The sequence below is a fragment of the Pseudomonas entomophila genome, assembly GCF_029193575.1.
GTDB lineage: Bacteria > Pseudomonadota > Gammaproteobacteria > Pseudomonadales > Pseudomonadaceae > Aquipseudomonas > Aquipseudomonas entomophila_G.
Genome location: NZ_JARGCS010000056.1, coordinates 302642 through 328939, shown reverse-complemented (window position 1 = coordinate 328939; position 26298 = coordinate 302642). Strand labels below are relative to the sequence as shown.

The following is a 26298-nucleotide window of genomic DNA, read 5'->3' as shown; positions in this document are numbered from 1 at the left end:
AGGTTATGCACCCCTTCCTGGTGCAGACATGAATCGGTTGCGTGCCCGCCGACCAACGGCGCAGAAACAAAGGCGACCTGCCAGGGAACCGGGGAGGCATTTTCCCTTCTAAGCTGTCTGCAGGCCGCCTCGCCTGTGTGTCCCACCTCCAGGAGTGTCCCCATGTCGTTGCGTTCCCTCGCCTTGTTGTCCTTGTGCGTCGTCCTGACCGCGTGCAGCAAGATCAACCAGGAAAACTATTCCAAGCTCAAGGCCGGCATGAGCAAGGCCGAGGTCGAGCAACTGCTTGGCTCGCCCAAGGAGTGCTCTGGCGCGCTGGGCATGAGCAGCTGTACCTGGGGTGACGAGAAGAGCTTCATCAGCGTGCAGTACGCCGCCGACAAGGTGCTGATGTATTCCGGGCAGGGCCTCAAATGAGGCGCGCGCACCTGCTGCTGGCGCTGTGCGCGGCGCTGCTGCTCGGTGGCTGCGCAAGCTCGGCGAGCGACCCGTTGGCACCGAAGACGGCAGGCCGCGTCGACCTCAAGCGCTACCAGGGCAAGTGGTTCGAACTGGCGCGTCTGCCCATGTACTTCCAGCGCGATTGCGCGCAATCCGAGGCGCACTACAACCTCAAGCCCGACGGCACCGTGGGCGTGCTCAACCGCTGCCGCACCCAAGGTGACGAGTGGCTGCGCGCCGAGGGGCATGCCTGGCCGCAGGAGGCGGGGCATACCGACAAGCTGTGGGTGGAGTTCGACAACTGGTTCACCCGCCTGGTGCCGGGGCTGGCCAAGGCGGACTACTGGGTGCTGTACGTGGACGAGCGCTACCGCACGGCGATCGTCGGCAGCCCGAACCGCAAGTACCTGTGGATTCTGTCACGCACGCCGAACCTGCCGGCGTGGGAGCGCGAGAACCTGCTGTCGAGGGCGCGCCAGCAGGGGTATGACACCAATCGGTTGATCTGGCGGGTGGCCGACAAGGACATCGTCGCCCGGCATTGAATGCGCTGGGGCCGCACAGCGGCCCCGAGTTCATCAGCCCAGCAGCTCCCGCAGCACCCCCACGAACGCCCGGGCACTTTCCTCTTCCTGCGCATGCCGCCCCTGGCGCACCACCCACTGGCCATTGACCATCACCTCACGTACCTGACGGTCGCCGCCGGCGAACAGCCAGCGGTTGAGAATCGCATCCCCGGTCGAGGTGGCCAGGTACGGGTCCTGGCCATCCAGTACCAGCCAGTCGGCCCGCTTGCCGACCGCCAGCGCGCCGATCGGCTGCCCCAGCGCCTGGGCGCCGCCTGCCAGGGCCGCGTCGTACAGGGTGCGCCCGACCATCGGCTGGTCGCCGCGGTACAGGCGGTTGCGCCGCTGGTCGCGCAGGCGCTGGCCGTATTCCAGCCAGCGCAGTTCCTCGACCACGCTCAGCGACACATGGCTGTCCGAGCCGATGCCCATGCGCCCGCCCTGGGCGAGGAAGTCCACCGCCGGGAAGATGCCGTCGCCCAGGTTCGCCTCGGTGGTCAGGCACAGGCCGGCGACCGCACCGCTGCGGGCCATCGCGCTGACCTCGTCGGCTTCGGCGTGGGTGGCGTGGACCAGGCACCAGCGTTCATCCACCGCCACATTGTCGTACAGCCACTGCAACGGGCGGCGCCCGCTCCAGGCCAGGCAATCGTCGACTTCCTTCTGCTGCTCGGCGATGTGGATATGCACCGGGCCGTGCGCGGCGCCGGCCTTGAGCACGGTGTCGATCTGTTCGGGCGTGACCGCGCGCAGCGAGTGGAAACACAACCCCAGGTGCTGCGCCGGTTGTGCGGCGAGCAAGGGCTCGAGCTGCGCTTGCAGGCGCAGGTACTGCTCGGTGGAATTGATGAAGCGCCGCTGCCCGTCGTTGGGCGCCTGGCCGCCGAAGCCGGAGTGGCTGTACAGCACTGGCAGCAGGGTCAGGCCGATGCCGCTGGCGCTGGCTGCGGCGCTGATGCGCCGCGACAGCTCGGCCGGGTCGGCATAGGCCTGGCCGTCGTGGTCGTGGTGCACGTAGTGGAATTCGGCCACCGAGGTGTAGCCGGCCTTGAGCATCTCGATGTACAGCTGGCGGGCGATGACCTGCAACTGTTCGGGGCGGATGCGCCCGACCAGGCGGTACATCAAGTCGCGCCAGGTCCAGAAGCTGTCATTGGGGTTGCCGGCGACCTCGGCCAGGCCCGCCATGGCGCGCTGGAAGGCGTGCGAATGCAAGTTGGGCATGCCCGGCAGCAAGGGCCCGGCCAGGCGCTCGGCGCCCTCGGCGCTGGCATTGGCCTCGACCTGGGTGAGCCGCCCGTCGGGTGCGACTTCGAGGCGGACATTGCTGGCCCAGCCAGTGGGCAGCAGGGCGCGTTCGGCGAAATAGGCGGACATCACTCGGAACCCCGTTCTGTTATTTGTATATACATATACAGACGTTTGCCTGCCGGGTAAACTCCGGCAAGCTACCGTCAATCAATTGCACAAGGATGCATAGCCGTGCCGACACCTTCCGTCTCCGCGCTGGTTGCCCAGATGGGCGAAGGGCCGGCGCCGCTGTATGCCCGGGTCAAGCAGATGATCGTCCAGCAGATCGAAAATGGCAGCTGGCCGCCGCATCATCGCGTCCCCTCGGAAAGCGAACTGGTCAGCCAGCTGGGCTTCAGCCGCATGACCATCAACCGCGCGTTGCGCGAGCTGACCGCCGAGGGCCTGCTGGTCCGCATGCAGGGCGTCGGCACCTTCGTCGCCGAACCCAAGACCCGCTCGGCGCTGTTCGAGGTCAACAACATCGCCGACGAGATCGCCAGCCGCGGCCACCAGCATAGCTGCAAGGTGATGATCCTCGCCGAGGAGGCCGCCGGTTCCGAGCGTGCGCTGGCCTTGGACATGCGCGAAGGCCAGCGGGTGTTCCATTCGCTGATCGTGCACTATGAGAACGGCGTGCCGGTGCAGATCGAGGACCGCTTCGTCAACGCCGCCATTGCCCCGGACTACCTCAAGCAGGACTTCACCCGGCAGACGCCCTACGCCTATCTCTCCCAGGTCGCGCCGCTGACCGAGGGCGAGCACGTGGTCGAGGCGATCCTCGCCGAGCCCGACGAGTGCCGCCTGTTGCAGATCGAGCGTGGCGAGCCCTGCCTGCTGATTCGCCGGCGCACCTGGTCCGGCCGCCAGCCGGTGACCGCCGCGCGGCTGATCCACCCCGGTTCCCGTCATCGCCTGGAAGGACGTTTCAGTAAATGAGCCAGTTGCAGTTGTTGCGTGCCCGGGATTACCCGCGCATGCCCTGGAAGAACGGTGGAGGTTCCACCGAAGAGATCACCCGCGATGCCGGCGAAGGCCTGGAGGGTTTCGGCTGGCGCCTGTCGATCGCCGACATCGAGGCCTCGGGTGGCTTCTCCAGCTTCAACGGGTACCAGCGGATCATCAGCGTGCTGCAGGGTGATGGCATGCGCCTGAGCGTAGACGGGCATGAAAGCCGCGCGCTGCTGCCGTTCGATGCCTTTGCCTTCAGTGGCGAGAGCCAGGTGGCCTGTACCCTGCTGGGCGGGGCGATCCGCGATTTCAACCTGATCTATGCGCCGCAGCGTTACCACGCGCGGTTGCAGTGGTTCGAGGCGGCGACCCGGTTGTTCAGCGCGGCGGGCACGGTGCTGGTGTTCAGTGCCGAGGCCGCCTTGACGGTGGGCATCGAAGGGCAGGGCGCGTCGGAGCTGGGGTTGTATGACTGTTTGCAACTGAGCGGTAACGCGCGTTTGTTGGAGGTCGAGGTATCCGGGCGGTGCTGTGTGATCGAGTTGGTCGAGCGCGCCGCCTGACGGGTTCTGGCCCCGTGCCGTCCACATAGGCCCTGTCGCGGGGCAAGGCAGATCTCCGCGATAGGGCCCGCAAAACCACTCGAAACAGTTACCCGGTAACGCCCGCAAACAGCGCACCCTGTTACCGAATGCCCCAGAATGGCGCAAAGCCAGCTCCTGCTGAATTCCCCCGCAAAACCCGTCCACGATTTTTCATCTTCCTCTCCGGGCCCCAATTCATGCGGCCTGCGGACCATATTGCGAACATCCTTCCGCGCCTTTTTGGTGACTTGGCAATTCAATTGCATATGCTTGTATGTACAAGTAAAGATAAGTGCGCGAAAGTGGATAGGCCGTCCCTTCCGCGCGGTACAGACCGCCCCATTGGCCCGCCGATCTCGCCGGGTTTGAATAGATCGCTCAAGGAGCACTTTCGTGACTGACAACAAGCTCAACAAATTCCGTGACGTCGAGATCCGCGCCCCGCGTGGCACCAAGCTGAACGCCAAGAGCTGGCTGACCGAAGCGCCGCTGCGCATGCTGATGAACAACCTCGACCCGGAAGTGGCCGAGAACCCCAAGGAGCTGGTGGTATACGGCGGTATCGGCCGCGCCGCGCGCAACTGGGAGTGCTACGACAAGATCGTTTCCAGCCTCAAGGAACTGAACGACGACGAAACCCTGCTGGTGCAGTCGGGCAAGCCGGTCGGCGTGTTCAAGACCCACCGCGACGCCCCGCGCGTGCTGATCGCCAACTCCAACCTGGTGCCGCACTGGGCCAACTGGGAGCACTTCAACGAACTGGACGCCAAGGGCCTGGCCATGTACGGCCAGATGACCGCGGGCAGCTGGATCTACATCGGTAGCCAGGGCATCGTCCAGGGCACCTATGAAACCTTCGTCGAAGCCGGTCGCCAGCACTACAACGGCAACCTCGCCGGCCGCTGGGTGCTGACTGCGGGCCTCGGTGGCATGGGCGGCGCCCAGCCGCTGGCCGCGACCCTGGCCGGCGCCTGCTCGCTGAACATCGAATGCCAGCAGACCAGCATCGACTTCCGCCTGCGCACCCGCTACGTCGACGAGCAGGCCAGCGACCTGGACGACGCCCTGGCGCGCATCGCCAAGTACACCGCCGAAGGCAAGGCCGTCTCCATCGCCCTGCACGGCAACGCCGCTGAAATTCTGCCGGAGCTGGTCAAGCGTGGCGTGCGCCCGGACATGGTCACCGACCAGACCAGCGCCCACGACCCGCTCAACGGCTACCTGCCGATCGGCTGGACCTGGGAGCAGTACCGCGACCGCGCCAAGACCGACCCCGCTGCCGTGGTCAAGGCCGCCAAGCAGTCGATGGCCGTGCACGTGCAGGCCATGCTGGACTTCCAGAAAGCCGGCGTGCCGACCTTCGACTACGGCAACAACATCCGCCAGATGGCCCAGGAAGAGGGCGTGACGAATGCCTTCGACTTCCCAGGTTTCGTGCCGGCCTACATCCGTCCGCTGTTCTGCCGTGGCATCGGCCCGTTCCGCTGGGCCGCGCTGTCGGGCGATGCCGAGGACATCTACAAGACCGACGCCAAGGTCAAGGAGCTGATCCCGGACGACGCCCACCTGCACCGCTGGCTGGACATGGCCCGCGAGCGCATCAGCTTCCAGGGCCTGCCGGCGCGTATCTGCTGGGTCGGCCTGGGCCTGCGTGCCAAGCTGGGCCTGGCGTTCAACGAAATGGTACGCAGCGGCGAGCTGTCGGCGCCGGTCGTCATCGGCCGTGACCACCTCGACTCCGGCTCGGTCGCCAGCCCGAACCGCGAGACCGAAGCCATGCAGGATGGCTCGGATGCGGTCTCCGACTGGCCGCTGCTCAACGCCCTGCTGAACACCGCGGGCGGCGCCACCTGGGTTTCGCTGCACCACGGCGGCGGCGTGGGCATGGGCTTCTCCCAGCACTCGGGTGTGGTCATCGTCTGCGACGGCACCGACGAAGCCGCTGCGCGTATCGCCCGGGTGCTGACCAACGACCCGGCCACCGGTGTGATGCGTCATGCCGACGCCGGTTACCAGATTGCTATCGATTGCGCTAAAGAGCAGGGTCTGAACCTGCCGATGATTACTGGCTGATAGCCCTTGGGGGCTGCGCTGCAGCCCCCAATGAGCCACTTTCTTGCAAGGACTGCCGATTTCCACTTCTTAAGTTTGGGAGCGTCACGCAATGAAAACCAACAAGACCTTGCTCGCGTCGCTGTTCGCCCTTGGCCTGCTCGGCGCCACCAGCGCCACCCAGGCCGCCACCTGGTGTGATTCCGGCAAGCCGGTGAAATTCGCCGGTCTGAACTGGGAAAGCGGCATGCTGCTGACCGACGTCATGCAGATCGTGCTCAAGGAGGGCTACGGCTGCAACGTCGACAGCCTGCCCGGCAACTCCATCACCATGGAAAACGCCCTGGGCACCAACGACATCCAGGTGTTCGCCGAAGAATGGGTCGGCCGTAGCGAGGTGTGGAAGAAAGCCGAGGCCGCCGGCAAGGTGGTCGGTGTCGGCGCGCCAGTGGTCGGTGCGGTCGAAGGCTGGTACGTCCCGCGCTACGTGATCGAAGGCGATGCCAAGCGCAAGCTCGACGCCAAGGCGCCGGAGCTGAAGAACGTCGCCGACCTGGCCAAGTACGCCAGCCTCTTCAAAGACCCGGAAGAGCCCAGCAAAGGCCGCTTCTACAACTGCCCGGCCGGCTGGACCTGCGAGTTGGACAACACCCAGATGCTCAAGGACTACGGCCTGGAAGCCAGCTACACCAACTTCCGCCCGGGCACCGGCCCTGCGCTGGATGCCGCGGTGCTGTCGAGCTACAAGCGCGGCGAGCCGATCCTCTTCTACTACTGGACCCCGACCCCGCTGATGGGCCAGGTCGACCTGGTCAAGCTGGAAGAGAAAGCCGGCGTGGACAAGAGCGTGTCGATCAAGGTCGGCCTGTCCAAGGCCTTCCACGACGAAGCCCCCGAGCTGGTTGGCGTGCTGGAGAAGGTCAACATCCCGATCGACATCCTGAACCAGAACCTGGGTCGCATGACCAAGGAGCGCATCGAGTCGCCAAAACTGGCCAAGATCTTCCTGAAGGAACATCCTGAAGTCTGGCAGGCGTGGGTCAGTGAAGAGGCTGCCAAGAAGATCAATGCGGCGCTCTGAGCGTCCTCACCTGATGAGTGGAACCTATGTTTCCTGACAACCTTACCTTCTCCATCGCCGACTGGGTCAACGGCTGGGTCGATGCGCTGGTAACCAACTACGGCGATGTGTTCCGGCACATCTCCGACACCCTGCTGTGGGCCATCGTCAACCTCGAAGGCCTGCTGCGGGCCACCCCCTGGTGGCTGATGCTCGGCGTGGTGGGGGTGATCGCCTGGCATGCCACGCGGCGCATCCTGCCGACCGTGGTGATCATCGGGTTGCTGTTCCTGGTGGGCGCCGTCGGCCTGTGGGACAAGCTCATGCAGACCCTGGCGCTGATGCTGGTGGCGACGCTGATCTCGGTGCTGGTGGGCATCCCGCTGGGCATCCTCTCGGCGCGCAGCAACCGCTTGCGCGCGGTGTTGATGCCGCTGCTGGACATCATGCAGACGATGCCCAGCTTCGTGTACCTGATCCCGGTGCTGATGCTGTTCGGCCTGGGCAAGGTGCCGGCGATCTTCGCCACCGTCATCTACGCGGCGCCGCCGCTGATCCGCCTGACCGACCTGGGCATCCGCCAGGTCGACGGCGAGGTGATGGAGGCGATCAACGCCTTCGGCGCCAACCGCTGGCAGCAGCTGTTCGGCGTGCAATTGCCGCTGGCCCTGCCGAGCATCATGGCCGGCATCAACCAGACCACCATGATGGCCCTGTCGATGGTGGTGATCGCCTCGATGATCGGCGCCCGTGGCCTGGGCGAGGATGTGCTGGTGGGCATCCAGACCCTGAACGTCGGCCGCGGCCTCGAAGCCGGCCTGGCCATCGTGATTCTCGCGGTGGTGATCGACCGCATTACCCAGGCCTACGGTCGGCCACGGCATGAGGTGAGCAAATGAGCACGCAGGCGATCAGCAAGATCGAAGTCAAGAACGTCTACAAGATCTTCGGCGACCGCGCCGGGGAAGCCCTGCAACTGATCCGCGAACAGCGCAGCAAGGAGCAGGTGCTGGCGCAGACCGGCTGCGTGGTCGGGGTCAACGACCTGTCGCTGTCGATCGGCAGTGGCGAGATCTTCGTCATCATGGGCCTTTCCGGTTCGGGCAAGTCGACCCTGGTGCGCCACTTCAACCGCCTGATCGACCCCACCAGTGGGCAGATCCTGGTCGACGGCGAGGACATCCTGCAGTACGACATGGACGCCCTGCGTGAATTCCGCCGGCGCAAGATCAGCATGGTGTTCCAGAGCTTCGGCCTGCTGCCGCACCGCAACGTGCTGGACAACGTCGCCTATGGCCTGAAGGTGCGCGGCGAAACCAAGGAGCTGTGCGCCCAGCGCGCCCAGCAGTGGATCGAGACCGTGGGCCTGAAGGGCTACGAGAAGAAGTACCCGCACCAGCTCTCCGGCGGCATGCGCCAGCGCGTGGGCCTGGCCCGGGCGCTGGCCGCGGACACCGACATCATCCTCATGGACGAGGCCTTCAGCGCCCTCGACCCGCTGATCCGCGCCGAGATGCAGGACCAGTTGCTGGAACTGCAGAAGACCCTGCACAAGACCATCGTGTTCATCACCCACGACCTGGACGAAGCCGTGCGCATCGGCAACCGCATCGCCATCCTCAAGGACGGCCGCCTGATCCAGGTCGGCACCCCGCAGGAAATCCTCCACTCGCCGGCCGACGAGTATGTCGACCGCTTCGTCCAGCGCCGCGCTGTTGCCGTGTAAGGGGTCGTGATGTCGCAACTTGAAACCGTGGTGATCGCCGACGCCCCCGTGCGTTGGCAGGATATCGCCGCCGTCGCCCGTCACGGCGCGCGGCTGCAATTGGCGCCGGTGGTGTGGGCGCGTATCGACAATGCCCAGGCCATCGTGCGGCGCATCGTCGACAGCGGCGAACGCGCCTACGGCGTGAACACCGGCCTCGGCGCGCTGTGCAACGTCTCGCTGCAGGGCGAGCAGCTCAGCGCGCTGTCGCGCAATACCCTGCTCAGCCACGCCTGTGGCGTCGGCCCGGCGCTGCCGGACGAGCAGACCCGGGCGATCATCTGCGCCGCCATCGTCAACTACAGCCACGGCAAGTCCGGGGTGCAGCGCGGGGTGGCCGAAGCGCTGCTGGCGCTGCTCGAGCGTGGCATCACCCCGCAGGTGCCAGCGCAGGGCTCGGTGGGCTACCTGACCCACATGGCCCATGTTGGCGTGTGCCTGCTGGGCGTGGGCAAGGTCAGCTACCAGGGGCGCATCGTCGAGGCGGCCGAGGCGCTGGCCGCCGAAGGCCTGGCGCCGGTGACCCTGGGCGCCAAGGACGGCCTTTGCCTGGTCAACGGCACGCCGTGCATGACCGGCCTTGCCAGCCTGGCGCTGGACGACGCCACGCGCCTGCTGCAATGGGCCGACGTGATCGGTGCCATGAGCTTCGAGGCGCTGCGCGGGCAGATCGCCGCCTTCGACCCGGAGATCATCGCGCTCAAGCCGCACCCGGGCATGCAAGTGGTCGGCGAGAACCTGCGCGGCCTGTTGTTCGGCAGCGAGGTGATCGCCTCGAGCAAGGGCATTCGCACCCAGGACGCCTTGAGCATCCGCTCGATCCCGCAGGTGCACGGCGCCGCCCGCGACCAGCTGGCCCACGCCGCCCGGCAGATCGAGGCCGAGCTCAACGGCGCCAACGACAACCCGCTGCTGCTGGGCACCCCGGAGGCCTTCCGCGTGGTGTCCCAGGCCAACCCGCACGGCCAGTCGGTGGCCATGGCCGCCGACCTGCTGGCGATCGCCGTCGCCGAGATCGGCTCGATCGCCGAACGGCGCCTCGACCGCTTGATCAACCCGCACGTCAGTGGCCTGCCGGCGTTCCTGGTGAGCAACCCGGGGGTCAACTCCGGGATGATGATCGCCCAGTACGTCGCCGCTTCGTTGTGCGCGCAGAACCGCCAGTTGGCGCAGCCGGCGGTGCTGGACAACTACGTCACCTCGGGCCTGCAGGAAGACCACCTGAGCCTGGGCACCAACGCCGCGCTGAAGCTGTACCAGGTACTGGAAAACTGCACCCAGGTGCTGGCCATCGAGTACCTGCTGGCCGGCCAGGCCTTCGAGTTCCTCACGCCGCAGCGCTTCGGCGCCGGTACCGACGCCGCCTGGCGCCTGTTGCGCGAGCAGGTGCCGGCCTACCTGGAAGACCGCTGGCTGGCGCCGGACATCGCGCGCGCCGCCGCCCTGCTCAAAGACGCGCGCCTGCCTGGCCCCGTGCTGGCGACGCTGCGCTGAACAACGATTAGAAAAAGGAGCGTGAACATGGAAGCTTTGAACCTCACCCCTGGCCAGCTGACCCTGGCCCAGCTGCGCCGCATTCACCAGGCGCCGGTGCGCCTGAGCCTGGATGCCGGCGCCGGCAAGGCCATCGACGCCAGCGTCGCCTGCGTCGAGCGGATCCTCGCCGAGGACCGCACCGCCTATGGCATCAACACCGGTTTCGGCCTGCTGGCCTCGACCCGCATCGCCAGCCACGACCTGGAAAACCTGCAGCGCTCGCTGGTGCTGTCGCACGCCGCCGGTATCGGCGCGCCGCTGGACGACGACCTGGTGCGGCTGATCATGGTGCTGAAGATCAACAGCCTCAGCCGTGGCTTCTCCGGCATCCGCCGCAAGGTCATCGACGCGCTGATCGGCCTGGTCAATGCCGAGGTCTACCCGCACATCCCGCTCAAGGGCTCGGTCGGCGCTTCGGGCGACCTGGCGCCGCTGGCGCACATGTCGCTGGTGCTGCTCGGCGAGGGCAAGGCGCGCTACCAGGGCCAGTGGCTGCCGGCCAGCGAAGCCCTGGCGGTGGCCGGCCTGGAGCCGCTGACCCTCGCCGCCAAGGAGGGCCTGGCCCTGCTCAACGGCACCCAGGCGTCCACCGCCTATGCCTTGCGTGGCCTGTTCCAGGCCGAAGACCTGTACGCCGCGGCCATCGCCTGTGGCGCGCTGACCGTGGAAGCCGCGCTGGGCTCGCGTGCGCCGTTCGATGCGCGCATCCATGCGGTACGCGGGCAGCGCGGCCAGATCGACACCGCCGCGTGCTTCCGCGACCTGCTGGGCGACTCCAGCGAGGTGTCGCAGTCGCACAAGCACTGCGGCAAGGTCCAGGACCCGTACTCGCTGCGCTGCCAGCCGCAGGTCATGGGCGCCTGCCTGACCCAGCTGCGCCAGGCCGCCGAAGTGCTGGCCATCGAGTCCAACGCGGTGTCGGACAACCCGCTGGTGTTCGCCGCCGAGGATGAAGTGATTTCGGGCGGCAACTTCCACGCCGAGCCGGTGGCCATGGCCGCCGACAACCTTGCTCTGGCCATCGCCGAGATCGGCGCCCTGAGCGAGCGGCGCATCTCGCTGATGATGGACAAGCACATGTCGCAGTTGCCGCCGTTCCTGGTGGAGAACGGCGGGGTCAACTCCGGCTTCATGATCGCTCAGGTCACCGCCGCGGCCCTGGCCAGCGAGAACAAGGCCCTGTCGCACCCGCACAGCGTCGACAGCCTGCCGACCTCGGCCAACCAGGAAGACCACGTGTCGATGGCCCCGGCCGCCGGCAAGCGCCTGTGGGAAATGGCCGAGAACACCCGTGGCGTGCTCGCCATCGAGTGGCTGGGCGCCTGCCAGGGGCTGGACCTGCGCGAAGGCCTGAAGACCTCGGCCAAGCTCGAGCAGGCGCGCCAGACGCTGCGCCGTGAAGTGCCGCACTATGACCGCGACCGCTTCTTCGCGCCGGACATCGAGGTGGCCACCGAGCTGCTGGCCGAGGGTCGGTTGACCGCGTTGCTGCCGACGGGGGTGTTGCCGAGCCTCTGATCGGTGCCGATGAGGCCTTCGAGAACGACAATGAAGGACGAATCATGCAACCAGCACAGGGCCTCGACCGCGGGCTCAGCGCCCGCCATATACGCTTCATGGCCCTGGGGCGCCCATCGGCGCCGGGCTGTTCTATGGCTTGGCGTCGGCGATCCAGATGGCGGAATGGCCGTGCACAACCCGGCGGCCGGTTCGTTCGGCCAGTACCTGCGCCGGCGCATGAGCCGCGAGCAGGCGGCCGCCCTGCAGTTTCCCGTGCCGTTCTGGCCCTATGGGCCGGCGCTGGCCATCGTGTTCATGTTGTTCATTTTCGGTGTGCTCGGTTACTTCCCCGACACCCAGGCGGCGCTGCTGGTCGGTGTGGCGTGGGTGGTGTTCCTGGTGCTGTCCTACCTGCTGTGGCGCAAACCACGCGGCGGGCAGGGCGAGGCCAGGCGGGCCGAGCCGCACCGCTGACTTGTGGAGATGTGTATGAGAACCCTCTGGCAGCACTGCCACGTGGCCAGCATGGCCCAGGGCAGCTATTCGATCATCGAGGATGCGGCGATCGTCACCAATGCCGGGCTGATCGAATGGATCGGGCCACAGGCCGACCTGCCGAGCGTCGACGCCGCGCGCACGGTCGACCTGGGCGGCGCCTGGGTCACCCCAGGGCTGATCGACTGCCACACCCACGCGGTGTTCGGCGGCAACCGCAGCGGTGAGTTCGAGCAGCGCCTGGAAGGCGTGAGCTATGCCGAGATCGCCGCGCAAGGCGGCGGCATCGCCAGCACCGTGCGCGCCACCCGCGCGGCCAGCGAGGATGAACTGCTGGCCAGCGCCCGCCAGCGCGTGCAGGCGCTGATGCGCGACGGCGTCACTACGTTGGAGATCAAGTCCGGCTACGGCCTGGACCTGGCCAACGAGCGCAAGATGCTGCGCGTGGCCCGACGCCTGGCCGACGAGCTGCCGCTGACCGTGCGCGCCACTTGCCTGGCCGCCCACGCGTTGCCGCCGGAGTTCGCCGGGCGCGCCGACGACTACATCAGCCACATCTGCGACGAGATGCTCCCGGCCCTGGCCGAGGAAGGCTTGGTGGACGCGGTGGATGCCTTCTGCGAGCACTTGGCATTCTCCCCGGCCCAGGTCGAGCGGGTGTTCATCAAGGCCCATGAGCTGGGCCTGCCGGTGAAGCTGCATGCCGAGCAGTTGTCGTCGTTGCACGGCTCGAGCCTGGCGGCGCGCTACCAGGCGCTGTCGGCCGACCACCTGGAATTCATGACCGAGGAAGACGCCATCGCGATGGCCCAGGCCGGCACCGTCGCAGTGTTGCTGCCTGGCGCCTTCTACTTCCTGCGCGAGACCCAGCTGCCGCCGATGGACGCCTTGCGCCGGCACGGCGTGAAGATCGCCCTGTCCAGCGACCTCAACCCCGGCACCTCGCCGGTGCTGTCGCTGCGCCTGATGCTGAACATGGGCTGCACCTTGTTCCGCATGACCCCGGAAGAAGCCCTGGCCGGTGTCACCGTGCACGCGGCCACGGCGCTGGGCCTGGGCGACAGCCACGGCTCGCTGGAAATTGGCAAGGTCGCCGACTTCATCGCCTGGCAGATCGAGCGCCCCGCCGACCTGGCCTACTGGCTCGGCGGCGACCTGCCCAAGCGCGTGGTGCGCCTGGGCCACGAGATATCCAACTGAGCGAGGCGTCATGGACAAGGTATTGAGTTTTCACCAAGGCACGCTGCCGCTGCTGATCAGCATGCCCCACGCCGGCCTCGGCCTGACCCCGGCGGTCAAGGCCGGGCTGGTCGATGCCGCGCAAAGCCTGCCGGACACCGACTGGCACATCCCGCGCCTGTACGACTTCGCCCGTGAGCTGGGCGCCAGCGTGGTGGCGGCGGAGTATTCGCGTTTCGTCATCGACCTCAACCGCCCGGACGACGACAAGCCGCTGTACGCCGGCGCCACCACCGGCCTGTACCCGGCCACGCTGTTCGAGGGTGAACCGCTGTTCAACGAAGGCCAGGCGCCGAGCGCCGAGGAGCGCGCGACCTACCTGGAGCAGGTCTGGCGGCCGTACCACGGCACGATCCGCAGCGAGTTGGAGCGCCTGCGTGAGCAGTTCGGTTATGCCCTGCTGTGGGACGCTCACTCGATCCGCTCGCTGATCCCCCACCTGTTCGAGGGCAAGCTGCCGGACTTCAACCTCGGCACCTTCAATGGCGCAAGCTGCGACCCGGAACTGGCCGCGCGTCTCGAAGGCGTGTGCGCCGAGGCACCGGCCTACAGCCATGTCCTCAACGGGCGCTTCAAGGGCGGGCACATCACCCGTCACTACGGCAACCCGGCCCAGCACATTCACGCGGTGCAACTGGAGCTGGCGCAGAGCACCTACATGCAAGAGGTGGAGCCGTTCGCCTACCGCGAGGACCTGGCCCAACCGACCCAGGTGGTGCTGCGGCGCCTGCTGGAGACGCTGCTGGCCTGGGGGCGTGAGCGCTACGGGCGCTGATCGCGCCGGCCTTGTCGCGGTGCAAGCCCGCGCTCACAGACAGCACGCCGGCCATGACGGCGAAGCGGTGTCGGTGAGCGCGGGCTTGCCTCGCTTGCGCGCTTAGCGCCCTTCGCGCAGGGGCGAGCTGTCTGGGTTGGCCACGATCGTCAGCTCCTGGATAAGACGCCGCTCCTGGGCGAGTTTTTCCTCCTCCAGGGCCTTGAACTCATCGGCCAGCGCCTCGATCGGACGATCCGGGTGCCGCTCGGGAAGGGCGTTCACTTGCGCCTGGTACGCCTGCTCCAAGGCACTGAAGCGCTCGGCATAGGCATGGCGCAGGTAGCGACCCCAGGCCTGGTTGCTGGTGGCGTAGTCGAGAAAGCCTTCCCCTCGCTCTTCGCGTTGCACCCGGTCCATGGCCAATGCCAGTTCGTTGTGGCTGACATCGGCGAAGGCCTGGTACAGCATCCCGTCGTCCGGCACGCCCAGTGCCAGCTCCTGGTTCAGACCGCGCCGATAGGCCAGGCGCACTTCTGCCTCGTCCCTGCCCCTGGCGTTTTCGCGCGCGATCTCATCCAGCCTGTGCAGCCGGTACAGGCGTCGCAGCTCCTGGTAGAGCGTGCCTTCGGAGTCTGCGTGCTCGCTCAGCAGGCGGCGGTTGTCGATCAGCAGCTCGATGCTCTGGAACACCAGCAAAGCCCCGTCGTGGCAGGTCTGGTTGCCAGTATCGGGTTGCACCAGGGCCTCTTCGGCGATCGCGTTGAAGAGGCTGCGCTCCTGCGTTTGGGCAACGGCGATGACCAGCACCTTGCGCACGCGCTGGCAGAAGGCCGGGCGCGTCTGGCCGTTGCGGTAGGGCGCGGCTTGCCGCAGCCGACCCACCAGCGACAGCAGGTTGCCTGCGTCGCCGGCCTGCTGCAGCCCCTGCCAGGCGTCGCGCAGGGCTTCGTTCTCGGCGGGCGAGCCGCGCAGCCAGTCGTCGAGCTGGGGCTCATCGCCGGCGGCGGGGAGAATGGGGTTGTGCAGGTGACCGCCGTTCAGTTCATCGTCCGAAGAGGTCAGCAACAGCAGGTCTTCCGGGAGGTTCATCGCGAAGGTATAGCTGCGCTGGCTGTCCGAAGAGGTGCGGGCACGGAACATCGTGTCGTGGCTCAGCGGGTTGTCGTACAGCGAGATCGACGAGATCGGGAAGTCGTTGTCGAGGTTGCTGAGGATGTACGGGGGCAGTTCGGTGAGCTGGTTCTCGCTGAGGTCCAGCAGGTCCAGCGGCAACAGGCTGTCGACCCAGGCCGGCCACTGCCGTATGCCCATGTTGTTCAGGTCGAGCCGGCGCAGCGTGCGCAGCGCCTCGGGGGCCTGGGCGATGTCGCCCAGGCGGTTGCCGGCCAGCTCCAGCATGACCAGGTCGGGTAGCTGGGCGAAGACACCGAGCATGCCCTCGTCCACCACCAGGCCCATGTCGCGCAACGAGAGGTGGGTGAGCCTGGGCAGCTGCAGCAGCACCGTGGGCAGTGCCTGGTCCGCCGGGGCGTGTTCGACGAGGGTAAGGCTCTGCACGGCGGGAAAACGCTGGAGGAAGGCTTGCAATCGCTGGGTGGAGCCGCTTGTCCTGGCCAACGACAGGTTGCGCACCCGCTCGTGGAAAAACGTCGGCAACTGTGGCGGGAAGTCCTCCAGCGCCATGTTCTCCAGGCGCAGGACCGTTTGGCTCATGCCCAGTTCCTGGTTGCGCCAGAACGTGTTGAGGGTGGTGCCGATACGGGTGCGCGCGATCACCGCGGCCTGGCTCAGGGGCGCCGTTGAACTGGAGGCGTTCGCCCAGTGGTCGACGGCGTCGCGCAATGCCTGGCGTTGCTGGAGGTGATGGCGCAGCCGGACGTCGAGCGCCTCGGGCAGGTCCACGCTGAACCGGCTGGGCACGCTTTCGTCGTTGAGCAACAGGCGCAGCAGGTGCTCTTCGAGGATGTCGTTGCCCTGCAGCGAGATCACCGTCGAAGGCGCCGCGTCGCGCTCTTCGCTCAGCAGGAAGCCGGGCAGCGTGCGGACCGCGTTGTCGCGCAGCGAGACTTCGCGGATTCGCGACAAGGCATTCAGGCCCAGGCCTTGGGGCCATTGATCCAGCCCCATGCGCTCGAGCCCCAGGTAGTCCAGCGACAGTTCGGCGAACGCGGCCTGGTAGCGCTGCGACAGCCGGTTGCCGCTGAGGTCCAGCCACCGCAGGTGCGCCAGCTGCGACAGGCTTTCGATGTCGCGGCCCGACAAGGCGAGGTTCTGGTTGGTGAGGCTCAGGGATTCGAGGTGCGGGAAGTGCGTGGCGAGGGTGCCGACGGCGAACAGAAACGCTGATGGCGCGTTGGCAGGGTCGTACGGACGGCTCACTTCCAGGGTGCGCAGTTCGGGAAACTGGCGGAACAGGTTGAGCAACTGCCGCTCGTATTGCACCCAGCTCGCGGCATTGCCGAACCCTGGCGCGATCAGGCGCAGGTGCCTGACCTGTGCGCCGAAGAACTCGGGAAGGTCAGGCGGGAAGGTGCTCAGGTCCACCTGGTCAAGCTGCAGCGGCGACCGTTGCTCATCCAGGCCGGGCAGGGCGTTGGCATGCCAGTGCCGTGTGAGCGTGGCGTGCAAGGCGTCGAGCGCTTCGAGGGCCTGGGGCCCCTCTGGCGCGATCGACGCGCGCCAATCGTCGAGACGGCTTTGCAGGGTATCGCGCTGCTCCAGCAACTGCTGTAGCCGGCCCTGGATATCGGCGCGGTTCATGCCGCTGTTCTCCAGGCCGGTCAAGATCTGCTCGGCGGAGCGCGCGGTGTGGCCGGGCAGGTCGAGTGTCCTGATCATGCGCAGCAGGGCGTGGCGGGTGAAGTTACTCCCCGTTGCGCCCGCGCCCCCTAGCGGGTAGCCCAGGCGACCGTCGGCCAGGCGCATCGGCGAGCGATAGCCGGGGCGCACCGGTTGCATCTGCAGCAGGCTTCGCAACGTCGCGCGTGAGCAGGGTGCTGCTTGCTGGACCCGGCGCCTGAGCGCCAGGGCGGCATCGCTGTCGCCGAGCGTCGCGCGCACCGGCGCGGGGAGCACCTCGGCCAACGCGGCGTAGAGGCTGTCGTGGAGCGTCAGCGGGGCTTGCGCATCGTCGCCCAACACCCGATAGCCGGCTGCTGAACTGATCAGGGTCGCGTCTGCCGGGGCCTGTGCCGGGCCGCACCTGTAGGTCTCACCCGGCGAGTGGATGCGCTGTTGCAGTTCGATCACGGTATCGGCGGGCCAGCCCTCCAGCTGTTCGAGGGTGTTCAGCACCAGCCGGTCGGTGTCGGTGTTGCGCACCGCGTCCAGGTACAAGCCCTCGAAGGCCCGGGTCAGGCGCACCTGCTGCTGGTAGGCGCGGCTCTCCTCGGCCAGGCGGCGCGGGACCTTGCCGGCGGTCAGTGCCTGCAACTCGTCGGGCGTGGCATTGCGCAGCAGCTCATCGGTGATGGACGCGGGCATCTGCGGGTATACCCGCTGGAGCACCCCGGCATCGCTTGCCTGGCCTGCGCTGAGTGGCCGGTAGCGTTGGTCGAATTCAAGCTGTCGCGCCACAGCCGGCGCTTGCGGCAACGCTTGGGCGACTTCCTGGTCCAGCCTGAAACGCTGCAGTGTGTCTTCCAGGATCGCCGGCATGCGCTGGTTTTCGCTCAGCGCGCGGCGCAGCACCGCTTCATCGACCCCGCTGACCTGCAGGAGGCGCCGCGCGGTGACTTCGTCGAGCGCCGCGCCGAGGGGGCCAAGGCGCCGGAACAGCGCTGCGCCCTGCCAGGTCAGGGGGCGGTCGAGCGGGTGCAGCCAGGCGCCGGCGCCATTGTGTCGTAGCGGCGGCTCGTAGCTCAGTGGCTTGGTCGGATGCGCCAGCCGGTACCGATCAGCGGCCGGATCGTGCTTGATGGCATAGACCTTGTCGTCCAGCACCAGCCAGCGCTTGCCTTCGTGGGTATAGACGCCCGTGGCGTCCGGCACCAGGTCGGCGGGCAGGGGCGTATCGTGGGCGAACCCGGCGAGGTCGGGCTGCCACAACCGCCGTTGGCCATCGGGCAGTTCGACCTCTTCGAGTGCTTCGATGAAGGAGGGCGTTTCGACCGTCGGGATTTCACGCACCGGCGCCTGCGGGTTGCCTTCCAGAACCGCGCCCACACCGGCCTTCAGTACATAGCCCGCCGCCGCCCAGGCCGTCAGGGTGGCGATGTTCTCCACCACGTCCATCAGGTAGCGGTGGGCTTGCGCCTTGTCGTCTTCGGCCCAGCTCTCGATACCTTCGTAGACCTCGTAGCCCAGCTGTGCGATACACACCGCGAGCATCGCCTCACCCAGTCCGGGCACGAAGAAGCCGGCGATGTTCAGCGCGGTCAGCACCTTGGCGGCGACGTCGGCGCGGTGTTGCGCAGCCGAGCGGCGGTCGACCACCTGGGTCGGCACGGCGTGGAACAGCGCATCCCGCTCGTGGCGGTCGACCTTGCGCATCACCAGGCCCCCGAGCAGCGAATCTTTGAAGGCATGTGGGATGGGCTCCAGGCTGGCCGAAGGGGCCGGTACTCGCTCCCACAGGCCGCGGCTGCTCCAGGCGAAGGGTGCCAGGCGGTCTTCCAGTTTGGTTAGCACCACCGCTTTGTCCCGTTCCGCCAGGCAGTTGTCCAGGTAGGCGCGGTTGGCCAGCAGCGTGTCGCGCAGCGCCTGTTTCAGCGCGTCGAACGATGGATATTCCTTCAGTGGGGTTTCGCCGTCGTCAGGTTTGTACAGGGCGACCTGGCCTGCCGGCAGGTGCAGCAGCGTGAGGCCGAAGAGCTCGGCGCCCCACAAACTCAGGGTGCTGAAGCCAATGGCGTCATCGGACGAGCCGAGGGGCGCGTCGAGCGAGGTGGCAAGCGCGGCCTCGTACAGGGCCTGGCCGATGTCGCCCTTGAGGAGGGCCAGGTGCAGGCTTTGCCGGAAGGCCGACGCCTCGGCCCGGGCGAGCGTTGCGTACACCGCTTCGTCCACCGCATGGGGCTCTTGGTCGGGTTCGGTGCGGGGGAAGTAGATGGCATGCAGCAAGGCATGGTACGTGCCGCCGATGTCCAGGCTGCGACACAGCCCGGCGAAGGCGTCAGGGGAGATATCCAGGGTGTTGGGCAACGGCACGCTGCCCATGAAGCGCCGGTGATCGAGCACCACCGACTTCTTCAGTGGCGCTTGCGGCGCATCCATGCCGCCCGCTGTGGCCGAGTCGGCATCGAAGTTGTGCAAGGCGCAGTGCAGCAGCGAGCGGGTCGCCTGGTCGACGGCGTGTCGAGCATCGGGGGTCCGTTGCGTGTCGATCAGCCTGGCGTCGACCAGGTAGGTGTTGGCGACGTCCAGCTCCAGCCCGAAGCGCGCCTTGATGCCTGCACTGAGTTGCCGGGTAGCGAACGTCTCCAGGTCGGGCAGGGGCTCGAACAGTGCCCTGACGCGGGCTTCGTTCGCGCGGTGCTCGGCATGCGCCTCGGCCAGGGCGCTGGCCACCGAGGGGTGCGCCAGGCAAGCCTTCTCGAACCAGGCGGGCGCACGGCCCTGGGCGTCGCGCGCTGCTTGCAGCGTGGCGGCCGAAGCCGTCTTGAGCCAATGGGGTGTATGGCGTTCGATCGTCGCGTAATGGATGCGGGTATCGTCGAGGGTGTTTGCGCTGGAAAGGGTCATGCCGAAGCCCTGTGGGTGAAGTGGGCTCGGCAGTGTGGGCGTCGGCCCAGGCCATCCTGAGGTAGTTATGTGTGACGCTGCCGCGTTGCATGGCGAGAGGGCATGCTCAAAGCACGATTCAGGTTTATGATGCCCAACGGCAGATAAAATCCTCACACGGAGTGCGCAATGCAGACCCTGTACCCGCAGATCAAACCCTACGCCCGGCACGATCTGGCCGTGCAAGCGCCGCATGTGCTGTATGTCGATGAAAGTGGTTCGCCCGAGGGTCTGCCGGTGGTGTTCATCCACGGTGGCCCGGGCTCGGGCTGCGATGCCCAGAGCCGCTGCTATTTCGACCCGAACCTGTACCGCATCATCACCTTCGACCAGCGCGGCTGTGGCCGCTCCACGCCCCATGCGAGCCTGGAGAACAACACGACCTGGCACCTGATCGAGGACCTGGAGCGTATCCGCGAGCACCTGGGGATCGACAAGTGGGTGCTGTTCGGCGGCTCCTGGGGCTCGACCCTGGCCCTGGCCTACGCCCAGACCCACCCCGAGCGGGTCCATGGCCTGATCCTGCGCGGCATCTTCCTGTGCCGCCCGCAGGAGATCCACTGGTTCTACCAGGAAGGCGCCAGCCGCCTGTTCCCCGACTACTGGCAGGACTACCTGGCGCCGATTCCCGCCGAGGAGCGCGGCGACCTGGTCAAGGCCTTCCACAAGCGCCTGACCGGCAACGACCAGATCGCCCAGATGCACGCGGCCAAGGCCTGGTCCACCTGGGAAGGCCGCACCGCGACCCTGCGCCCCAACCCGCTGGTGGTCGACCGCTTCTCCGAGCCGCAGCGCGCATTGTCGATCGCCCGAATCGAATGCCACTATTTCATGAACAATGCCTTCCTCGAACCGGACCAACTGATCCGCGACATGCCGAAGATCGCCCACCTGCCGGCGGTGATCGTGCATGGTCGCTACGACGTGATCTGCCCGTTGGACAACGCCTGGGAACTGCACCAGGCCTGGCCGAACAGCGAGCTGAAGGTGATCCGCGATGCGGGCCACGCGGCCTCCGAACCTGGCATCACCGATGCCCTGGTGCGCGCCGCCGACCAGATGGCCCGGCGTTTGCTTGACTTGCCGCTGGAAGAAGCATGAAGGGCCTGCTGCAACGGGTACGCTGCGCGCGGGTGGAAGTGCAAGGGGAGGTGATCGGCGCCATCGATCAGGGACTACTGGTATTGGTGGCCGTGGAGCCTGAAGATACGCCGGCGCTTGCCGATAAGCTGTTGCACAAGCTGCTGAACTACCGAGTGTTCAGCGACGAGCAGGGCAAGATGAACCGTTCGCTCAAGGACACCGGCGGCGGCCTGCTGCTGGTGTCGCAGTTCACCCTGGCGGCGGACACGCGCAATGGCATGCGCCCGAGCTTCTCGACCGCCGCGCCACCGGCCCTCGGCGCGGAGCTTTTCGACTATCTTTTAGAACAGGCACGGAGCCAGCACCCGATAGTGGCCAGTGGCCGCTTCGGGGCAGATATGCAGGTGCATCTGGTCAATGATGGCCCCGTAACATTTATGTTACAAATGTGAGGTCAAAAAACCCCTTGTTTGTAGGAAACAAGGGGTTTTGTACGATAAATAGTTTGTTCAGCCTGATGCGTTGTAACGCGGCCTGCTGGATAATCGCGCGCTGCGTGGGCCTGCGTTCGCAGGTTCGTTTTACTCCGACTTGAGCATTGTCTGGATCCGTTTGGGGAATCATTAGGCCCTTACGGGGTCCGAACAGTGCTCGCCAACCCGGCATTGGTCGCTGGCCGTTGGTTTCATGATCTGTTTTCGGCGAGGGTTGCTCGTGATTGTAAGTCCCTGTAATGCACCAAGAATTCCCGGCAATCGGCTGCGCTCGGCCTTGTTGGCAGGCGCAGCGCTGGTTGGCCTGATGAGCGCCGGCCAGCTGTGGGCATTCAATCTTGACGATGTTGCAGCCAAGGCAAAGGATCTGGCCGGCCAGAAATACGAAGCACCGAAGAGCAACCTGCCACCGGTGTTCCGCGACATGAAATACGCGGACTATCAGAAGATCCGCTTCCTCCAGGAAAAAGCCGAGTGGGCGTCGGACAAGACCCCGTTCAAGCTGTCCTTCTATCACCAGGGCATGCACTTCGACACGCCGGTGAAGATCAACGAGGTCACCGCCAACAAGGTCGAGGAAATCAAGTACGACCCGAGCCGCTTCGAGTTCGGTGACGTGCCGCACGACCCGGACGCCACCAAGAACCTGGGCTACGCCGGCTTCCGCGTGCTCTACCCGATCAACAAGGCCGACAAGCAGGACGAGATCATGACCCTGCTCGGCGCCAGCTACTTCCGCGTGGTCGGCAAGGGCCATGCCTACGGCCTGTCGGCCCGTGGCCTGGCGATCGACACCGCGTTGCCGTCGGGCGAAGAGTTCCCGCGTTTCACCGAGTTCTGGGTCGAGAAGCCCAAGCCGGCCGACAAGCACCTGGTGATCTACGCCCTGCTGGATTCGCCGCGCTCCACCGGCGCCTACAAGTTGACCGTGCGCCCGGGCAACGACACCATCGTCGACGTCAAGTCCCGCGTGTTCCTGCGTGACCACGTCAGCCGCCTGGGCATCGCGCCGCTGACCAGCATGTACCTGTTCGGCCCCAACCAGCCGTCGCGGGTGATGAACTACCGCCCGGCCCTGCACGACTCCGAAGGCCTTTCCATCCACGCCGGCAACGGCGAATGGTTGTGGCGCCCGCTGAACAACCCGAAACACCTGGCCGTGAGCAACTTCAGCGTCGAGAACCCGCGTGGTTTCGGCCTGATGCAGCGCCAGCGCGCCTTCAGCGACTACGAAGACCTCGACGACAACTACCAGAAGCGTCCGAGCACCTGGATCGAGCCGAAGGGCGACTGGGGCAAGGGCACTGTCGACCTGGTCGAGATCCCGACCGCCGACGAGACCAACGACAACATCGTTGCCTTCTGGAGCCCGGAAAAACTGCCGGAGCCCGGCAAACCGTTCGAATACGACTACCGCCTGCACTGGACCATCGACGAGCCGAAGTTCCAGGCCCCGGACCTGGGCTGGGTCAAGCAGACCCTGCGTTCGACCGGTGACGTCAAGCAGTCCAACCTGATCCGCCAGCCGGATGGCAGCGTCGCCTTCCTGGTCGACTTCCACGGCCCGGCCCTGGCCGCGCTGCCGGAAGACACCGCGGTACGCAGCCAGATCAGCGTTGGCGAAAATGCCGAGGTGGTCGAGAACAACCTGCGCTATAACCCTGAGATCAAGGGCTGGCGCCTGACCCTGCGGCTGAAGGTGCAGGATCCGAAGAAAGCCACCGAAATGCGCGCCGCGCTGGTGCGTGACGTGCCGGTGGAAGCGCCGAAGGAAGCCGCCCCGGCCAAGGACACCAAGCAGGACAAGGCCGCCGCCAAGCACGCCAAGGCAGAGCACGCCAAGGCCGCCAAGGCCGAGCAGCCTGCCGAGCAACCCGCCGCCGACGCGGCACCCACCAACGGGGCCCCGGCCAGCACCGAGAAGGTGCTGACCGAAACCTGGAGCTATCAGTTGCCTGCCGATGAGTAACTCAAGCGCAAGGCCGGAATCGCTTGGCGAATACCTGGCCCACCTCCCCCTGAGCGATGAGCAGCGTGCGGAACTCGCCAGCTGCGCCTCGTTCAGCGAGCTGCACCAACGTCTGGCGGCCCACCCGGCCGCCACCCCCAGCGAGGCCGTGCAGGCCTCGGTGGGCTCCCGCCTGACCGTCGGCAGCGCCGCCGAACTGGAAGACGCCGAGATGCTCGGCGTCGATGGCGGCGGTCGGCTGTGCCTGAAGATCGCCCCGCCGATCAAGCGCACCAAGGTCCTGCCCGAGCCATGGCGCACCAATATCCTGGTGCGCATGTGGCGGCGCATGACCGGCCGCACCAACGCGCCGCAGCCGCCCAAGCGCGAGCTGCCGCCCGCGCGCTGGCGCCGGGTCGGCTCGCTGCGCCGCTATATCCTGCTGTTGCTGATGCTCGGCCAGACGGCGATCGCCGGCTGGTACATGAAAGGCATCCTGCCTTACCAGGGCTGGTCGTTCGTCGACTTCGACGAAATCGTCAGCCAGCCGTTCCTGGAAACCGTCGTGCAGGTTTGGCCGTATGCCCTGCAGACGTCCATCCTGATCCTCTTCGGCATCCTCTTCTGCTGGGTGTCGGCGGGCTTCTGGACCGCGCTGATGGGCTTCCTCGAGCTGCTCACCGGGCGCGACAAGTACAAGATCTCCGGCAGCAGTGCCGGCAACGAGCCGATCGCCGCCGATGCGCGCACCGCCATCGTCATGCCGATCTGCAACGAGGACGTGCCACGGGTCTTCGCCGGCCTGCGCGCGACCTTCGAGTCGGTCGCCGCCACCGGTGACCTGGACCGTTTCGACTTCTTCGTGCTCAGCGACACCAACGACACCGACATCGCCGTCGCCGAGCAGCAGGCCTGGCTGGAGGTATGCCGCGAGGCCAAGGGCTTCGGGCGCATCTTCTACCGCCGCCGCCGTCGCCGGGTGAAGCGCAAGAGTGGCAACCTCGACGACTTCTGCCGTCGCTGGGGTGGCGACTACAAGTACATGGTGGTGCTCGACGCCGACAGCGTCATGAGTGGCGAGTGCCTGACCAGCCTGGTGCGCCTGATGGAGGCCAACCCGGACGCCGGGATCATCCAGACCGGGCCGAAGGCCTCGGGCATGGACACCCTCTACGCCCGCCTGCAGCAGTTCGCCACCCGCGTGTACGGCCCGCTGTTCACCGCCGGCCTGCACTTCTGGCAGTTGGGCGAGTCGCACTACTGGGGCCATAACGCGATCATTCGCATGAAGCCGTTCATCGAGCACTGCGCCTTGGCGCCGTTGCCGGGCAAGGGCGCCTTCGCCGGTGCGATCCTGTCTCACGACTTCGTCGAAGCCGCGCTGATGCGCCGTGCCGGCTGGGGCGTGTGGATCGCCTACGACCTGCCGGGCAGCTACGAGGAGTTGCCGCCGAACCTGCTCGACGAGCTCAAACGCGACCGCCGCTGGTGCCACGGCAACCTGATGAACTTCCGCCTGTTCCTGGTCAAGGGCATGCATCCGGTGCACCGCGCGGTGTTTCTCACCGGGGTGATGTCGTACCTGTCGGCGCCGTTGTGGTTCCTGTTCCTGGTGCTGTCCACCGCGCTGCTGGCGACCAACACGCTGATGGAGCCGCAGTACTTCATCGAGCCGTTCCAGCTCTACCCGCTGTGGCCGCAGTGGCACCCGGAGAAGGCCATCGCGCTGTTCTCCACCACCATCGTGCTGCTGTTCCTGCCCAAGCTGCTCAGCGTCATCCTGATCTGGGCCAAGGGCGCGACCGAGTTCGGTGGGCGTATCAAGGTCACCGTGTCGATGCTGCTGGAGATGCTGTTCTCCATGCTGCTGGCGCCGGTGCGGATGATCTTCCACACCCGTTTCGTGCTGGCCGCGTTCCTCGGCTGGGCCGCGACCTGGAACTCGCCGCAGCGTGACGACGACTCCACCCCGTGGAGCGAGGCGGTGCGCCGCCACGGCCCGCAGACCCTGCTGGGCATCGCCTGGGCGGCACTGGTGGCGTGGTTGAACCCGAGCTTCCTGTGGTGGCTGGCGCCGATCGTCGGTTCGCTGGTGCTGTCGATCCCGGTGTCGGTGATCTCCAGCCGTGTGCGCCTGGGGCTGCGGGCCAAGGACGAGAAGCTGTTCCTCATCCCTGAGGAATACGCCACACCGCACGAACTGCTGGCCACCGACCAGTACACCCACGAGAACCGCTGGCATGCCCTGAAGGACGGTTTCGTCCGTGCCGTGGTCGACCCACGCCAGAACGCCCTGGCCTGCGCCATGGGCACCGCCCGCCACGGCCAGGCCCAGGCGATCGAGGCGCTGCGCGCCGAGCGTATCGCCAAGGCTCTGGAAGTCGGGCCCAAGGGCCTGGACGGCAACACCCGCCTGGCGCTGCTGAGCGACCCGGTAGCGCTGTCGCGCCTGCACGAGCAGGTGTGGGCCGAGGAGCACGAGGCGTGGATCAAGGTATGGCGCAACTCCATCGCCAGCGATCCGCATTCGCCACTGCTGCCGCTGCACCCGGAGAATGAGGCTCAGCCAGCCCTCGTGGGCGCCTGATCCACCGCATCGCGGGGCAAGCCCGCTCCTGCAAGGGTCTCACACCCCCTGTAGGAGCAGGCTTGCCCCGCGATTGCGTTGCAGTGGCCAAAGCACCGATTTTTGGCCAACAAAGTCCCCCCCGGCTCTAGGTCCAAGGCCGCGCATGCGTTAGCATCCCACCCGACATAACGCACCGATCGGTACGATCGTGCCGAGACAATAAAATTCTGCGTACTTCTTGCTAGGG

The 26298-nt window shown here is 66.7% G+C and carries 18 protein-coding genes and 1 pseudogene; 17 read left to right on the top strand and 2 right to left on the bottom strand.

Annotated features, from left to right (window positions below):
• The first annotated feature begins 162 nt into the window (after positions 1–162).
• Together bamE and P0Y43_RS25240 are read left to right on the top strand one after the other, a co-directional pair.
• The gene (bamE, locus tag P0Y43_RS25245) at positions 163–417 is read left to right on the top strand and encodes an outer membrane protein assembly factor BamE domain-containing protein (protein ID WP_275639970.1); all 255 of its coding nucleotides are present in this window, start codon (positions 163–165) and stop codon (positions 415–417) included.
• Positions 414–986 (top strand): lipocalin family protein, encoded by a 573-nt coding sequence (locus tag P0Y43_RS25240; protein WP_275639969.1) that lies wholly within the window; start codon positions 414–416, stop codon positions 984–986. The genes bamE and P0Y43_RS25240 overlap by 4 nt, the downstream gene beginning before the upstream one ends.
• A gap of 33 nt (positions 987–1019) precedes the next feature.
• Here the strand turns inward: P0Y43_RS25240 and P0Y43_RS25235 are convergent, their stop codons facing one another.
• Positions 1020–2384, bottom strand: a complete 1365-nt coding sequence (locus tag P0Y43_RS25235) for a formimidoylglutamate deiminase (RefSeq protein WP_275639968.1) — start codon at positions 2382–2384, stop codon at positions 1020–1022.
• Between the two features lie 141 nt (positions 2385–2525).
• On the opposite strand from P0Y43_RS25235, the gene hutC reads away from it, so the two are divergent.
• The 11 genes and pseudogenes from hutC (at position 2526) to hutG (ending at position 14254) form a co-directional block, all read left to right on the top strand.
• Positions 2526–3236: a histidine utilization repressor gene (gene hutC, locus P0Y43_RS25230; RefSeq protein WP_275640227.1), complete on the top strand. Its 711-nt coding sequence runs from the start codon at positions 2526–2528 to the stop codon at positions 3234–3236.
• On the top strand, positions 3233–3811 hold the full coding sequence (locus P0Y43_RS25225; protein ID WP_275639967.1) for a HutD/Ves family protein: 579 nt from the start codon (positions 3233–3235) through the stop codon (positions 3809–3811). Before hutC ends, P0Y43_RS25225 begins: the two co-directional genes overlap by 4 nt.
• A 414-nt stretch (positions 3812–4225) precedes the next feature.
• A complete protein-coding gene (gene hutU / locus P0Y43_RS25220; RefSeq protein WP_275639966.1) occupies positions 4226–5905 on the top strand; it encodes a urocanate hydratase in 1680 nt (559 codons plus the stop codon).
• Positions 5906–5996: 91 nt separating this feature from the next.
• Positions 5997–6965, top strand: coding sequence for an ABC transporter substrate-binding protein (locus P0Y43_RS25215; RefSeq protein WP_275639965.1), 969 nt, complete (start codon positions 5997–5999; stop codon positions 6963–6965).
• A gap of 26 nt (positions 6966–6991) precedes the next feature.
• A complete protein-coding gene (locus P0Y43_RS25210) occupies positions 6992–7843 on the top strand; it encodes an ABC transporter permease (RefSeq protein WP_275639964.1) in 852 nt (283 codons plus the stop codon).
• Positions 7840–8670: a quaternary amine ABC transporter ATP-binding protein gene (locus P0Y43_RS25205; RefSeq protein WP_275639963.1), complete on the top strand. Its 831-nt coding sequence runs from the start codon at positions 7840–7842 to the stop codon at positions 8668–8670. The genes P0Y43_RS25210 and P0Y43_RS25205 overlap by 4 nt, the downstream gene beginning before the upstream one ends.
• A 9-nt stretch (positions 8671–8679) precedes the next feature.
• The gene (locus P0Y43_RS25200; protein WP_275639962.1) at positions 8680–10203 is read left to right on the top strand and encodes an HAL/PAL/TAL family ammonia-lyase; all 1524 of its coding nucleotides are present in this window, start codon (positions 8680–8682) and stop codon (positions 10201–10203) included.
• Between the two features lie 27 nt (positions 10204–10230).
• The gene (hutH, locus tag P0Y43_RS25195; protein ID WP_275639961.1) at positions 10231–11763 is read left to right on the top strand and encodes a histidine ammonia-lyase; all 1533 of its coding nucleotides are present in this window, start codon (positions 10231–10233) and stop codon (positions 11761–11763) included.
• 207 nt (positions 11764–11970) lie between these two features.
• Positions 11971–12219, top strand: a pseudogene (gene proY, locus P0Y43_RS25190) (proline-specific permease ProY); the annotation flags it as partial.
• A 15-nt stretch (positions 12220–12234) separates the two neighbouring features.
• Positions 12235–13440, top strand: a complete 1206-nt coding sequence (gene hutI, locus P0Y43_RS25185; RefSeq protein WP_275639960.1) for an imidazolonepropionase — start codon at positions 12235–12237, stop codon at positions 13438–13440.
• A gap of 10 nt (positions 13441–13450) precedes the next feature.
• Positions 13451–14254 (top strand): N-formylglutamate deformylase, encoded by an 804-nt coding sequence (hutG, locus tag P0Y43_RS25180; protein WP_275639959.1) that lies wholly within the window; start codon positions 13451–13453, stop codon positions 14252–14254.
• A gap of 102 nt (positions 14255–14356) precedes the next feature.
• Here the strand turns inward: hutG and P0Y43_RS25175 are convergent, their stop codons facing one another.
• Positions 14357–19918, bottom strand: a complete 5562-nt coding sequence (locus P0Y43_RS25175) for a dermonecrotic toxin domain-containing protein (protein ID WP_275639958.1) — start codon at positions 19916–19918, stop codon at positions 14357–14359.
• 168 nt (positions 19919–20086) lie between these two features.
• Here P0Y43_RS25175 and pip point away from each other — a divergent pair, with 168 nt between their 5' ends.
• From pip to mdoH, 4 genes are all read left to right on the top strand, one after another.
• A complete protein-coding gene (pip, locus tag P0Y43_RS25170; RefSeq protein ID WP_275639957.1) occupies positions 20087–21058 on the top strand; it encodes a prolyl aminopeptidase in 972 nt (323 codons plus the stop codon).
• Positions 21055–21492, top strand: a complete 438-nt coding sequence (dtd, locus tag P0Y43_RS25165) for a D-aminoacyl-tRNA deacylase (protein WP_275639956.1) — start codon at positions 21055–21057, stop codon at positions 21490–21492. Before pip ends, dtd begins: the two co-directional genes overlap by 4 nt.
• A gap of 262 nt (positions 21493–21754) precedes the next feature.
• Positions 21755–23503, top strand: a complete 1749-nt coding sequence (locus P0Y43_RS25160; protein ID WP_275639955.1) for a glucan biosynthesis protein G — start codon at positions 21755–21757, stop codon at positions 23501–23503.
• Entirely contained in the window at positions 23496–26069 is a 2574-nt protein-coding gene (gene mdoH, locus P0Y43_RS25155; RefSeq protein WP_275639954.1) for a glucans biosynthesis glucosyltransferase MdoH, read from the top strand. Before P0Y43_RS25160 ends, mdoH begins: the two co-directional genes overlap by 8 nt.
• Positions 26070–26298 lie beyond the last annotated feature (229 nt).

What these genes read in the sequence shown, in the direction of transcription:
- bamE (WP_275639970.1), top strand. Translation starts at nt 163, where the DNA reads ATGTCGTTGCGTTCCCTCGCCTTGTTGTCCTTGTGCGTCGTCCTGACC.
- P0Y43_RS25240 (WP_275639969.1), top strand. Translation starts at nt 414, where the DNA reads ATGAGGCGCGCGCACCTGCTGCTGGCGCTGTGCGCGGCGCTGCTGCTC.
- P0Y43_RS25235 (WP_275639968.1), bottom strand. Translation starts at nt 2,384, where the DNA reads ATGTCCGCCTATTTCGCCGAACGCGCCCTGCTGCCCACTGGCTGGGCC.
- hutC (WP_275640227.1), top strand. Translation starts at nt 2,526, where the DNA reads ATGGGCGAAGGGCCGGCGCCGCTGTATGCCCGGGTCAAGCAGATGATC.
- P0Y43_RS25225 (WP_275639967.1), top strand. Translation starts at nt 3,233, where the DNA reads ATGAGCCAGTTGCAGTTGTTGCGTGCCCGGGATTACCCGCGCATGCCC.
- P0Y43_RS25215 (WP_275639965.1), top strand. Translation starts at nt 5,997, where the DNA reads ATGAAAACCAACAAGACCTTGCTCGCGTCGCTGTTCGCCCTTGGCCTG.
- P0Y43_RS25210 (WP_275639964.1), top strand. Translation starts at nt 6,992, where the DNA reads ATGTTTCCTGACAACCTTACCTTCTCCATCGCCGACTGGGTCAACGGC.
- P0Y43_RS25205 (WP_275639963.1), top strand. Translation starts at nt 7,840, where the DNA reads ATGAGCACGCAGGCGATCAGCAAGATCGAAGTCAAGAACGTCTACAAG.
- P0Y43_RS25200 (WP_275639962.1), top strand. Translation starts at nt 8,680, where the DNA reads ATGTCGCAACTTGAAACCGTGGTGATCGCCGACGCCCCCGTGCGTTGG.
- hutH (WP_275639961.1), top strand. Translation starts at nt 10,231, where the DNA reads ATGGAAGCTTTGAACCTCACCCCTGGCCAGCTGACCCTGGCCCAGCTG.
- hutI (WP_275639960.1), top strand. Translation starts at nt 12,235, where the DNA reads ATGAGAACCCTCTGGCAGCACTGCCACGTGGCCAGCATGGCCCAGGGC.
- hutG (WP_275639959.1), top strand. Translation starts at nt 13,451, where the DNA reads ATGGACAAGGTATTGAGTTTTCACCAAGGCACGCTGCCGCTGCTGATC.
- P0Y43_RS25175 (WP_275639958.1), bottom strand. Translation starts at nt 19,918, where the DNA reads ATGACCCTTTCCAGCGCAAACACCCTCGACGATACCCGCATCCATTAC.
- pip (WP_275639957.1), top strand. Translation starts at nt 20,087, where the DNA reads ATGCAGACCCTGTACCCGCAGATCAAACCCTACGCCCGGCACGATCTG.
- dtd (WP_275639956.1), top strand. Translation starts at nt 21,055, where the DNA reads ATGAAGGGCCTGCTGCAACGGGTACGCTGCGCGCGGGTGGAAGTGCAA.
- mdoH (WP_275639954.1), top strand. Translation starts at nt 23,496, where the DNA reads ATGAGTAACTCAAGCGCAAGGCCGGAATCGCTTGGCGAATACCTGGCC.